General features: G+C 60.4%; 12 protein-coding genes and 3 pseudogenes. 12 read left to right on the plus strand and 3 right to left on the minus strand.

The features are described 5' to 3' along the window. Window positions 1–61: 61 nt before the first annotated feature. The gene (locus tag ACVMB1_RS41495) at window positions 62–448 is read left to right on the plus strand and encodes a transposase (RefSeq protein ID WP_253588048.1); all 387 of its coding nucleotides are present in this window, start codon (window positions 62–64) and stop codon (window positions 446–448) included. A gap of 89 nt (window positions 449–537) precedes the next feature. Here ACVMB1_RS41495 and ACVMB1_RS41500 read toward each other — a convergent pair. Next, window positions 538–1,814, minus strand: a pseudogene (locus ACVMB1_RS41500) (IS5 family transposase). Window positions 1,815–2,039: 225 nt separating this feature from the next. Between ACVMB1_RS41500 and ACVMB1_RS41505 the strand changes: the two are divergent. The 3 genes and pseudogenes from ACVMB1_RS41505 to ACVMB1_RS41515 form a co-directional block, all read left to right on the plus strand. Beyond that, a pseudogene (locus ACVMB1_RS41505) lies at window positions 2,040–2,171 on the plus strand (IS630 family transposase); the annotation flags it as partial. A gap of 221 nt (window positions 2,172–2,392) precedes the next feature. After that, a complete protein-coding gene (locus tag ACVMB1_RS41510) occupies window positions 2,393–2,569 on the plus strand; it encodes a hypothetical protein (protein ID WP_456849794.1) in 177 nt (58 codons plus the stop codon). Window positions 2,570–2,578: 9 nt separating this feature from the next. Continuing rightward, window positions 2,579–3,025, plus strand: a complete 447-nt coding sequence (locus ACVMB1_RS41515; protein WP_456813722.1) for an IS110 family transposase — start codon at window positions 2,579–2,581, stop codon at window positions 3,023–3,025. Here the strand turns inward: ACVMB1_RS41515 and ACVMB1_RS41520 are convergent. Then, window positions 2,952–3,254 carry a LexA family protein gene (locus ACVMB1_RS41520; protein WP_309144994.1) on the minus strand — a complete coding sequence of 101 codons (303 nt, stop codon included), beginning with the start codon at window positions 3,252–3,254 and terminating at the stop codon, window positions 2,952–2,954. The genes ACVMB1_RS41515 and ACVMB1_RS41520 overlap by 74 nt on opposite strands. Between ACVMB1_RS41520 and ACVMB1_RS41525 the strand changes: the two genes are divergently transcribed. The 4 genes and pseudogenes from ACVMB1_RS41525 to tnpB all read left to right on the plus strand — a co-directional run bounded on the left by ACVMB1_RS41525 (window position 3,253) and on the right by tnpB (window position 5,727). Next, entirely contained in the window at window positions 3,253–4,374 is a 1,122-nt protein-coding gene (locus ACVMB1_RS41525) for an IS630 family transposase (RefSeq protein WP_069280104.1), read from the plus strand. The genes ACVMB1_RS41520 and ACVMB1_RS41525 overlap by 2 nt on opposite strands. Before the next feature lie 16 nt (window positions 4,375–4,390). Continuing rightward, window positions 4,391–4,900: pseudogene (locus tag ACVMB1_RS41530) on the plus strand (transposase); the annotation flags it as partial. 334 nt (window positions 4,901–5,234) lie between these two features. Further along, window positions 5,235–5,528, plus strand: a complete 294-nt coding sequence (locus ACVMB1_RS41535) for a hypothetical protein (protein WP_245314114.1) — start codon at window positions 5,235–5,237, stop codon at window positions 5,526–5,528. A 28-nt stretch (window positions 5,529–5,556) separates the two neighbouring features. Further along, entirely contained in the window at window positions 5,557–5,727 is a 171-nt protein-coding gene (gene tnpB / locus ACVMB1_RS41540) for an IS66 family insertion sequence element accessory protein TnpB (protein ID WP_375167301.1), read from the plus strand. Here the strand turns inward: tnpB and ACVMB1_RS41545 are convergent. Further along, complete coding sequence (locus tag ACVMB1_RS41545) at window positions 5,700–7,787, minus strand: recombinase family protein (protein WP_456849796.1); 2,088 nt, start codon at window positions 7,785–7,787, stop codon at window positions 5,700–5,702. The two genes, tnpB and ACVMB1_RS41545, sit on opposite strands and share 28 nt — an antisense overlap. A gap of 504 nt (window positions 7,788–8,291) precedes the next feature. On the opposite strand from ACVMB1_RS41545, the gene tnpC reads away from it, so the two are divergent. The 4 genes from tnpC to ACVMB1_RS41565 all read left to right on the plus strand — a co-directional run bounded on the left by tnpC (window position 8,292) and on the right by ACVMB1_RS41565 (window position 12,020). Continuing rightward, complete coding sequence (gene tnpC / locus ACVMB1_RS41550) at window positions 8,292–9,851, plus strand: IS66 family transposase (RefSeq protein WP_253609788.1); 1,560 nt, start codon at window positions 8,292–8,294, stop codon at window positions 9,849–9,851. A 29-nt stretch (window positions 9,852–9,880) separates the two neighbouring features. Continuing rightward, window positions 9,881–10,471: a UPF0149 family protein gene (locus tag ACVMB1_RS41555; protein ID WP_456813723.1), complete on the plus strand. Its 591-nt coding sequence runs from the start codon at window positions 9,881–9,883 to the stop codon at window positions 10,469–10,471. A gap of 34 nt (window positions 10,472–10,505) precedes the next feature. Beyond that, the gene (locus tag ACVMB1_RS41560) at window positions 10,506–10,772 is read left to right on the plus strand and encodes a hypothetical protein (protein ID WP_069280605.1); all 267 of its coding nucleotides are present in this window, start codon (window positions 10,506–10,508) and stop codon (window positions 10,770–10,772) included. 120 nt (window positions 10,773–10,892) lie between these two features. After that, window positions 10,893–12,020 carry a hypothetical protein gene (locus ACVMB1_RS41565; RefSeq protein ID WP_456849798.1) on the plus strand — a complete coding sequence of 376 codons (1,128 nt, stop codon included), beginning with the start codon at window positions 10,893–10,895 and terminating at the stop codon, window positions 12,018–12,020. Window positions 12,021–12,049 lie beyond the last annotated feature (29 nt).

Here is a 12,049-nt window from a genome sequence, read left to right on the forward strand (position 1 = left end):
GATTCCCAGCGGGAGCGATTTCTGATTCAAACTCCGTGCTGGAGAACGGCGGCCAGCATGGATGACGCGACCCTATTCAGAAGACCTTCGTGAACGGGCTCTGGCGCGAGCTGATGCAGGAGAGACAGTTCGTTCGATTGCAGAGGCGCTTCAGATCAGCCCGTCCTGTGTAACGAAGTGGAAGAATCTGAAACGGGAGACTGGGGGCGTTTCGCCCGGCAAGATCGGCGGTCACAAGAAGCCGGTTCTGTCCGGTGCCAATGCTGATTGGCTGCGTAAGCGCGTTCTCTCGGGACCATTCACTTTGCGGAAGCTGACACAGGAACTGGCGGCGCGCGGGATCAAGACCGATGTGCGGGCGGTGTGGACGTTTGTGCATGCCGAAGGGCTGAGCTTCAAAAAAAACGATCCTGCCAGTCGAACAAGATCGCCCCGACATCGCCCGTAAGCGGACACGCTGGAAGGCCCATCAAGGCAAGATTGACGCTTCACGCCTGATCTTTAGTCGTTCGTGAAGAACTGGCGCCGGCGCCCGGCTCAAGCGGTGTTTCGAGCCGGGAGGGTCTCGAAGAAGGCTCGGATGATGACACGCAAGAGCTCTGCGAGCCATCGCAGCAGCAGGCCGAAGTTATAGCCGGCAGCGGCGAGAACAGCGTTGATGCGGTCGCCGAGGCGTCCCTTGAGATAATTTCTGTCCATGCGGTGCTCGGCCTTGACGTGGCCGATGACGGGCTCGACAGCCGCGCGACGCTTCATCTCGCGACGGATGGAAGCTGTGACGCGGCGGACCTGACCCGAGATCCAGACCCTGAACCGATGCGGGTGGTTGTGACCGCGATATCCTTTGTCGACGTGGATACCGCGAGCCTCCACCCCGGTGAGCTTCTCCATGTCGGCGATTACGGGACCGAGCGTGTGCCCATCGAAGGGATTGCCATGCAGCGCCTTGGCATGGAGCACGAACTGGCCGCCCTTCGGAGACGTCACAGGGGTGGCGATGCTGACCTTGCAGCCGAACTCGTAGGGCGCGCGGGCTTTACCCTTGCCGATGCACTCAACCTCCGGAGCATGTAACGCATAGACCTTCGGACCGCGCTGATGCTGATCCTGGCTGCGCACCTGCTGCGCTAAACCGAGCAACGGGCCGAAGCGAGCTTCCAGCACCGTATCGCCATCAATCTTGCGGCGGATGTCGCGGATGATCCGGCCAAGCCGTGTCCGCAGGAACTTGAGCTGCCGCCGGGCGCGTTTGAACTGGTGGGCGTGGGTATAGCGGCCGGTCATGATGGCGGCGCGCTTGGCCAGGCGCAGATAGCTCTGGCGTAGCGGCACACGGTTGCGCTTGGCGAGCCCGACCAGCTTGATGATTGCTCGATGCAGGAGCCGCGCGTCGGTCGGATGCGCAACCGCCTTGGGCTGCACCGTGGTATCGACCACCACGCGCTCCAGGTCCTTCGGGCCGAGGGCGCCTGTCTTGTGCGCCACCGACAGACTTTCCTGGATTAGCGCAACGAGCTGCTCCTCGCCGAGCCGCTGCCGCCAGCGCGTCATCGACGATCGATCGAACGGCAGACGGTGGCGGAAGCTCAGCTCGCCGCAGAAGTATTGGTAATAGGGGTTCTCGATCCAGCGAGCGCACAGCACCTCATCTGACAGGTTGTGCATGTGCTTCAAATGAACAGGCCGGCGACTAGCCGCGTCGGCAAGCCCGGCTGTCCCGACCCTGCTTGGCACACCGAACTGAAGCGCTCATTCAGGATGTTCCAGTCGATCAGCGCTGCCAACCGCACCAGCGGATGACCCATGTCGATGATCTAATCAAGCGCCGGAAGCAACAGGTCTTTCTGGCGATCATCCCGCGGCTTGCTCATCGCATTCCCCAATGTCGACGACGCTGTCAGGGAATCACGAATCACCCAAAAGCAAAATCTAAAACGCAAGAAAGCGAGGTCCAATACCCCGCTTTCCTGCAAAATCGAATACTACATCAAGACCAATTCTGCTTATTTCTCAAGTCAATCCGCATTCTTCACGGACGACTCTTTATCGACGAGACCTGGATCAAGACCAATATGGCGCCACTGCGCGGTTGGGGACCGAGTGGACAGCGGCTCCAAGCATCCGCGCCTTTCGGTCACTGGAAGACCATGACTTTCATCGCAGCGCTGCGGCACGTATAGCGCGACAATCTGGGTGGGAAGCCGGCGACAATCAGGATGAAACTGCGCCGATGGGGACGGACCGAAGGGAGGGCACAAGAGGGAATCGATGCCTTGCCTGGCCTGCACATCACCGACCACCCGATGAGACGGGATGGTTGCCGCCCTCCTCGATGGCATCGATATGTGCCAAAAACGTGTTGTTTGATCACAGCGAATAGGACGGCAAATTGATGGATACGGTGATTGGGGTAGATCTGGCGAAGAATGTCTTCCAGCTCCACGGCGCATCAACAACTGGGCATCTCAAGTTTCGAAAGAAGCTGTCTCGGCCACAGTTCAGGAAGTTCACGGCGGAGCACTTAACGGCAATGGTGATGATGGAAGCTTGCGGCAGCGCTCACTATTGAGCACGAGAGATGGTTAAGCTCGGCCATGAAGTTAGACTGATCGCGCCGCAATACGTGAAGCCTTTCGTGAAGCGCCAAAAAAACGACGCGGCTGATGCCGAAGCAATAGTAATCGCTGCACAGCGCCCAGAGATGCGCTTCGTCGAGCCGAAATCGGAAGAGCAGCAGGCCAGAGCAATGTTGTTTCGGAGTCGGCAGCGGCTTGTTCGTCAGCGTACTGATTTAGTCAACGCATTACGTGCTGCTGTTTACGAATTTGGTCATACCGTCCCACAAGGCATCGAACAACTTAAACGCATTGCCGCAATCCTCAAGGAGCCGAACGTCGATCTGCCGGTCCTAGTGGCTCTGCACAGTGATTTTGACGGGTTGCGTCTGGCGGTCAGAGTAGCTCCGGCAGGTGTTTTGGATCAACGAGGACCTCGATACTGCGAGGGGTCCTTGGCTGCCGTCTGATGAGGCCCTCCCGTTCCAGCGTCAGCACCATCTGGTGAACCGAGGGCGGGCTAACGCGGAAGTATTCCCGCATGTCGGTTTCGGCCGGGGGTCTGCGGTGCAGGCGCGTGTAGAGGTGGATGAAGGCCAGGTACTGCCCCTGTGTGGGCGTGAAGGGTTTTGCCGAAGGACTCACGCCGGCCATCCGATTCAGTTGTTGGTGCGTGCCTCGAACACGGAGGCATGCCATGAATGTACGCTATCGGGTCGACCTCAGCCAAATCGAGCGCACGGAACTCAAGGCGCTGCTCAGCGGCGGCAAGCATGCGTCCCGTAAGCTCAAGCGCGCGCAGATTTTGCTGGCTGCCGACACCGGCGGCAGCGATGAGGAGATCGCGCGGAGCGTCGGCGTGGGCGGCTCGACCGTGTACCGGACCAAGCGCCGCTTCGTGGAAGGCAATCTGGAGCGGGCGCTGAGCGATGAGCCGCGGCCCGGAGCGGAGCGCAAACTCACGGTCAAGGAAGAAGCCTTGTTGGTGGCGACGGCCTGCGCCAGTCCGCCAGAAGGCCGGGCCCGCTGGACGCTTGAGCTGCTGGCAGGTGCGATGGTCAAGCTCACCGAACACAAGAGCCTGTCGCATGAGACGGTTCGGCGGCGCCTGGCCGAAAATGGCCTCAAGCCCTGGCGCAGGGACATGTGGTGCATTCCGCAGATCGACGGCGAATACGTCGCCCGTATGGAGGACGTGCTCGACCTCTACGCCGAGGCGCCAGATCCCAAGCGGCCGGTGGTGTGCTTCGACGAAAGCCCGGTGCAGCTCATCGGCGAGGCGCGTCAACCGATTCCGGCCGAGCCCGGCCAGCTCGAACGTTACGATTACGAGTACCGTCGCAACGGCACGGTCAATCTCTTCGTATTCCTCGACGTGCATCGTCCCTGGCGCAAGGTCAAAGTCACTGAGCGGCGCGCGGCTGAAGACTATGCCTCCTGCATGCGCGACCTCGTCGACATCCATTATCCCGACGCCGAGATCATCCGGGTCGTCCAGGATAATTTATCGACCCACTCCGCCGGCGCCCTGTATCAGGCCTTCCCGCCCGCCGAAGCCAGGCGGATTTTGCGACGGCTCGAGTTCCACTACACGCCCAAGCACGCAAGCTGGCTCAACATGGTCGAGATCGAGATCGGCGTCCTGCGGGGCCAGTGCCTCAATCGCAGAATCGACGCCCCCAAGCGGTTGCGCCGCGAAATCGCCGCTTGGGAACGGAAGCGAAATGCCGCCCGCTCTCGCATCAAATGGATGTTCACAACAGACAAGGCCCGCACCAAAATGGGCCGCGCCTATCCCGCGCCTTCCAAAGAGTCATAATCACTGTGCAGAGCCACTAGTTCGGGAGGAATGCTGGAGTCTCATTGATCAAATTACCCAGAAGACGGAGCGGATTAATGCCAAGACAGAGCAACTCAAGAAGTTGGCGGCGCGGACTGGAGCGGCGCGCCGGCTGCAAACAATGCCAGGAGTCGGTCCGCTGACCGCGCTGGCGATCGAGGCTTTCGCGCCCGACATGACAACTTTCAAATGTGGTCGAGACTTCGCAGCTTGGCTCGGCTTAGTCCCGCGGCAACATTCCTCCGGAGGAAAGGAAAGGCTTGGGCGCGTTTCGAGAGAGGGACAGGCGGACATTCGCCAATTACTTATCGTGGGGGCTATGTCGCGATTGAACTGGCTGGGGCGCAAGTCGATCCCCAAAGGCTCATGGCTTGCGCAGATTCTCGTCAGGAAGCCACGCATGCTGGTGGCGATCGCCCTGGCGAACAAGATGGCTCGGGCGATTTGGGCCATGCTCATCCGGAAGGAGGACTATCGACATCCGACGCAGGCCGTGACGGCATGATTTCATGCAGCACTGAATAGCCTGGGTTGGTGAGGGGGTGTGAGAAGTCGACGACCCGAATGGGCGTAATGATCGAACAGATCTGGATCAGGAAAACCAGCTAGAGCCAAAGAGCCATTGTGCTCGGAGAGGCACGTCGCGCGGGAACTTGAAACGCGTACGGGTGGCCCGGGTTTAAACCGGTCGCTATCCGAAAGACAATGTCCCTCCCGCGGTCGAAGCACTTCGCAAGCTGGCTGGGCATTGGCCGGATCGAGAACTCGCCGTCTCGCTCAATCGGATGCTGTGCAGAACCAGCGACGGAGAAACCTGGACGACCGTGCGAGTGCGCGACATGCGTGAACGGCTCGGGCTACCGGAATATGACCCTAGCAAAAGCGATGGGAAGTTCATCAGCCTCGCCAAGGCCGCCGAGCGCCTCGGCATATGCCTTGGGTCGGCGCGAACCTTGGCTGAAAAGGGCGTCCTGCCAGGCACACAGATCATGAAGGGAGCACCATGGCTTGTACCAGTCGAAGTCCTCGACACCGAAGCGGTTCGAATAGGAGTGCAGAAAGTGATCGAGCGACGCCCGAAAATTTTTGAAGACTATCAATATGATAGAGTTGTCCGTCTTCCCGGCATCTAACGGAGTGATGCTTTTTGAAACGCAGTGGATGGACAGAGTGAAGCTTCTGGCGTGGGACGGCAGCGGCATGGTGTTGGTAACGAAGTGGTTGCACCAGGGGCGTTTCACCTGGCCGCCGATCCGCGACGGCGTTGTGCATCTCAGTGCGACGCAGCTTGCAATGCTACTCGACTATCCATGTGAATGCCCCTCCTCGTAAGGCTCAGTGATTCGGAGATCTAGATGATCGAGCTCGTGATTGCGGAGTTTTCGAACAGCCTCAACTACGCGCGACGTGTTGGAGAACAGGTGCGCGCCGGAAGGATGACGATCGATCAAAAGGCGCCCCTGCCTGATCTGAACGTACAGCCAGTTCACCGGAATGTTCAATACGCCGGCGAGTTCCTGTGCGCTGAGCAAGTCGGGTGAATGCCGCCATCGCGTGCGTTGCTCGGTAAGCCCCTTGAGGCCGGCCTGGAAGCGAATGCGCTGGACAGTGATCGGCAGCACCCTGTCGGGGCATTTTGGTGACCGGTGTCCTTCGCCCGTCAACATGGCGGCGATCTCGTCGTCGTGCATCTTGGTGCGGGCGAGCTCGAGCACGCGTTCTCGCATCTCAGCGCCCTGCGTGAGATTTTCTACTGAGTTGACACGCATCTTTACCTCGATCTCGGTGACGGCTCCGCCGCGCCACACGATCCTCACCCTGACGACGTCATGCTCGCCACGATCGAGGATTACCTTGTCAATGAGACAGCGCAACAGCGCCTTGCGTTTCGCGTCGGTCGTGCTCGAGTCCGTCCAGATCGCAGGAAGACGGCCGGAGAGGTGGACGACTTTGTCGTTCAGCGTCTTGTAGCCGACGGTGATCTGAGCGATAGCCTGGGGAGACTTCAAACGGGCCAGGGCCTCCTCTGCCGCTCGGGCCTCCTTCAGAGCCGCCTCCCAACGGCGCTCGAGCTCGGCGGCGACGAGCCGGTTGTCAGGATCGACGCGGTTGAACTGACGTTCGGCGAGTGCTGCTTCGTAGCGCCGGCGCTCGAGCTGCTGCTCGGCATTGCTTCGTATTGCTTTGTACGTCTGTTGCTGAGCGCGACGAGCGCACGAAGCGTCGATCTCGGCCGGCGCCAGCGCCGTGAGGAACGCTTGCGCCACGGCGGCGTCGACGCGGGGAGCGCGGATGTATTGGCACGCCGGCAGCCCCTGATGTGAACGCAGGTGATTGCAGACGTACTCGGCGCCCCCCTTGTAGCGAGCGTACATCTTGTGACCGCATCTTCCGCACCATGCGATGCCTTGCAGCAGTAGTTCGCCCTCACGTGGAGCCCCTCTGGTCTTGTTGCGCATGTATTCTGCTCGGTTGTCGCTGATAAGGTCCCTGATCTTCTCGTAGCTTTGCCAAGCGATATAGGCCGGATAGCGGTCCTTGACGATGATCCGCCACTGCCCGATCGGCTTCGGCGCCTTCGTCGGCGATCTTCCGTCCAAGGGTTTGCGCAGTCTTGTCCGTCCGTAGACGAACGCGCCTGCATAGGCAGGATTCTTCAGAATCGCCGCGACCGCGGATGTCGTCGCCCGCGCCCAATGCAGGTCCCCGTGGCGATTGCGGCGCGGCAGCTCCAGACCGCGGTGGTTGAACTCACGCATGACCTTGGCAACGGTACGCAGTTTCAGGAAGGTCTCGAACAGCAACTCAAGCCGTTCCTGCACCTCCAGGTTCGGGTCCTTGACGACGACGCCAGAGGGATCACGGACAAGGCCGATCGGCAAAGTGAGCGCAAGCTCGCCGCGCTCCGCCTTGGCGAGAAGACCAGCCGCCAATCGACTACGTATCGTATGGAGCTCAAGCTCCGATATCGTCCCTTTTAGGCCGAGCAGCAATCGGCCATTCGCGCTGCCCGGATCATAGACGCCATCACGGTCGGCAATGAGGCAGCCGTGCAGCCCGCAGATATCGAGCAGCGGATACCAATCCGAGCAGTTGCGGGCGAGACGCGTGACGTCGATCGACAGGATCAGACCAACCTCATTAAGCCCAACACGTCCGACCAGTTCCTTGAAGCCGCTGCGCTGAGCCGCCGACGCCCCACTGATGCCGAGATCAGCGTCGATGACGTCGATGCCAGCTTCGTGCCAGCCGAGCTCGATCGCGCGTTGGCGAAGCGCGTATTGCAATCGCAGGCTTTCTTGGTTGGTCACAACCTGATGGGTCGTCGACTGCCGGATGTACACGACCGCGCGTCGCGCCAGGTGTATCGGCTTGACGAGCTCGGATTTCATGACTTGCCTCCGCCAGCACTGCGGCGACCTCGTTGACGATTTGGCGCTGCAGTGCCGTTGGCAGCGTGGCCCAAAGGTCTTTCGGATCGATTGGCATCGTGTTCGAGCTGCTCAACCAGAGTGGCCAGATCGTCTAGTGCCTCGACGCTCAGCTTCGTCCGACTCTCCATCGACATCCGTGGTTCGGTTGCCACGACCGGAATCAAAAGGCTGGCACCGTCTCGATATTCGACCTCGTACGAAAGCGGGAAGCCGCCGCCGCGATGGACTGAACGGCGAATGACGCGGAATGTGCGGCCAAACAACGGATGCGTCGGTTCGCACACTGTAACCTCGATGGCAGGTGATTCGTCAGACTCCCCAGAGGGGATATTTCGATGTGCCCTCGCTCGACGGGCTCGAGTGGACGCGTGTGTCGCCCAAGCCTGTGAAGCAGCCGGCCATTGTCGGCTGAGAAGTGAGGATTTCACTGGAGCATGGGTCGCACGGATGTATCGTCTGGTGATGGCGATTCGCCCCGACACTCTCCCGACCGATCCGGCAGCTCTGACCGAGATGGTGCTCGCGCTTGACGCTGAGAACGAGACGCTGCGCGTAGCAATGCAAACATTCAAGGACATGATCTTCGGGAAGCGCTCGGAGCGGCTTGCCGCGCTCGTGGCCGAGCAGCTCGCGCTTGAGCTTGGCGATCTTGAGACCGACGTCACGCCGCCTGCAGCTGCCAACGACGATGCAGCTGCGGCAAAGCCGCCCGGCAAGCCACTGCGGAAGAAGGCGCGCCGCAACATCGGCGCGCTTCCAAAGCACCTGCCGCGCTGTGAGCATGTGCTGGAGCCGGAGGCGACCGCATGCCCGTGTTGCCAGGGCCAGCTTCACAAGATCGGCGAGGACGTCAGCGAGGTGCTGGACATCATCCCGGCGATCCTGCGGGTGCTGCGGACGGTCCGTCCCAAGTACGGCTGCCGCCGCTGCACCGATGGTGTGATCCAGGCGAAGGTGCTGCCGCGCCTGATCGAGAGCGGCATGGCTTCGACCGCACTCGCGAGCCACGTGGTAGTCTCGAAGTTCGCCTGGTATCTGCCGCTGTACCGACAGGTGCAAATTCTGGCCGGCCAGGGTGTCCATCTCGACCGGGCGACGCTTGCCGGCTGGGTGAAGCGTGCGGCCTGGTGGCTCAGGAGCCTCTATGCGCTTCAGCTGCGCACGATCCAGACCGCGCCGCGCCTGTTCTGCGACGAGACGCCGATGCCGGTGCTCGATCCCGGACGACATCACCCGCGCATCTGCCAGTTCTGGGCGCATGCCATGGATGACCGGCCATGGGGCGGTCCCTCGCCGCCGGTGGCCTACGTGTTCGCCGACGGCCGCGGCACGGCGGAGATCGCCAGACAGTTGATGGGCTTTTCCGGCATTCTACAGGTCGACGGTTATGCCGCCTACAAAGCGCTCGCCCGCGATCATGGCGGCGCGATCCAACTCGCCTTTTGTCTCGCCCACGCCCGCCGCAAATTCGTCGAGGTGTATAAGACGACCCAGTCGCCGTTCGCGCGCGAAGTGATCGAGCGCCTGCAGGCGATCTATGCCATCGAAGCAGAGATCCGTGGCAGCAGTGCCGAGCAGCGGCTGGCCACCCGCGGCACCAGGTCCGCTCCATTGATGGAGGCGCTCAGGACGCGCCTGACCGCAATGGTCGGCCAGCTCTTCTCCCAATCGAAGCTGGCGGAGGCCATCAACTACGCACTCAATCACTGGGACGGGTTGACGCTGTTTCTCCGCGACGGCCGTGTCGAAGTTGACAGCAACACAGTCGAGCGTTCCATGCGCCCGATTGCGATGGGAAGACGCAACTCATTGTTCAGCGGCAGCGAAGGCGGCGCCGAGAGCTGGGCGATCCTGGCGTCGCTCGTGAACACGGCAAAACTCCATGAGCTCGACCCGCAGGCCTACCTGACCGATGTGCTGGAGCGCATCGTGTCCGGGCGAACCAAGAGCCATCAGCTGCACGAGCTGCTCGCCTGGAACTGGAAGGCGGCGCGCCGGCACACACCGCAGGCAGCGGCATGAGCCCACGTCGCCATAAGGCAGGATCGTCGATGGCGTCAGCCGCGATGTCGCTTGCGGAGCTCGAGCGATGGCTCCAGGATCGCGTCGATCGCCATCCTGCCGCCACCAGCATTCCCATGCTCGACGGCTATACCGCCGCGATCGTGGCCGGACCGGTGTCAATGAGCCCGCTCGATTGGATCTGCCCGCTGCTCGCGATCGATGCCGACGCTTTCAACCATGGCGGCACGCCGGAGTTCGCCGCGATCTCCGCCGTCGCGCTGCGCCACAACGACATCAGCAACACCCTCTCGACTGCCCCCGATCGGTTCGAGCCGATGCACCGGCGCGACCCCAGCGGCAACATCGATGCGCATCCCTGGTGCCAGGGTTTCTATGCCGCGATGCGGCTCAGACTGTCGGCGTGGGCGCCGTTGCTCGACGTCAACAACGTCAATCACGGCCTGCTGCTGCCCATCCTGCTGCATTGCCGCGACGATCAGGCCCGTCCGCCGCTCGGACCGCCACGAAGCGGTCGCAAAACCGAGGATTTCCTCCGTAACGCCTACCTCGATATCCCAGCCGTCGTCGAGGCGCTGCGCCAGCACTGGATGCCCATCCGCTACGCCCGCGACCGCTAATCATCGCGGACGTGGGAGCTCATACCGGTTACACATGGCCTTGGCGGGCGCCTACATTCTGTTCGATGAGGCCGGCGGCGAATTTGCCTTCGATTGCCTCACTGGCTCCATTCTTGGAGCCTGCCACGGCGATACCGTCGAGTTCGGCTGCCAAGGAAACGACGAAATGGAGCCAGCCGAGGGTGATGGTTGGGCCGAACTAAAGGATGACGGCTCACTCGAAGGGGAGATCTGCCTCCTCAACGGTAACAACATCCCATTCATCGCGCGCCGTTCAAAGACTTCTTCAACATCCTGCTAGATCGCGGAGGAGACCCTAGTCCCAGCGCCGCCGCTTCAGTGGTTGGCCGGTGGGCCGTCAGTTTCTCGAAAGTTTGCAGGAGTAGAGACTTGCTCAGGCGAGCTTGAACCTGAGGCTAACATGGACCCGCAAGACTTTGATTCATTTAATGTAGCAGCTTCGTTGCAGGTGCAGCACGCGGTTTCCGAAGCGCCGCAGACGGACGAGGCCGGACAATTTGAGCAGCACTTGGCCGAGGCAAGCCAAGCCGCTCCTATCGCCAGCAGGGGTCCTGCTTATCCCTATCTGTCTATGGAGGACCGGAACTCTATTGACAGCCTGATTGCTAAATATGCGGCTCAGAAAAGCCCCAAACCTGAAACGGTTGAGATTAATACTCAGGCACTTCGTCGACTGGTGAATGATCTTCGCGCTCGCGGCCAAGAGGCCAAACTGACCGATTACAAGCGCCTGCTCGACCACGCAAATACTTACTTGCCAAAAGATAAACATATCAAAAGAGCGCTGAGCGTTCTTCGTACGCAACTTCTGACGGAAGACCGGAAGCTTATCGATAGCCTGATCTCTCAATATGCGGCGGAGAACAACTTAAGCCCAGGCACGGTTCAATGCTATTCTCGGGCACTTCTTCGACTGGTTAATGATCTCCGCGGTCGCGGCCAACCGACAGATCTAACGGACCACGAGTTTCTGCTCGATCACGTAAATACTTACTTTCCGAACGACGGACATGTGAACGCAGGGGTGAGGGTCCTTCTTGCGCATGGCTTAAACCGCGACTACTACCCCAATCTTTTTCGAGAAGACCGGGACCTGATCGATAATGCGATTGCTCAATATGTGGCTCAGACAAACCCGGCACCTAAAACGGTTCAGCTTTATACCAGAGCACTTCGTCGGCTGGGGAATGATCTCCGCAGTCGCGGCCAAACGACCGATCTAGCGGACCACAAGCCCCTGCTCGATCACGTAAATACCTACTTTCCAGACGACGCACATGTGAACGCAGGGGTGAGGGTCCTTTTTGCGTATCATGGCTTAGACCCCAACTATCCCAATCTTTCTCCAGAAGACCGGAACCTTATCGATAGTGTGATTGCTCAATATGTGGCTCAGAAAAACCCGCCACGTACAAAGGGTTTGTGTTATACTGTGGCACTTCGTCGGCTAGGCAATGATTTTCGCGCTCACGGCCAAACGACCGATCTAGCGGACCACAGGTCCGTACTCGATCACGTAAATAATTAGTCGTCCGTGAAGATCGGCTAAGCAATTGA

It is taken from the genome of Bradyrhizobium sp. USDA 4504, assembly GCF_054063995.1.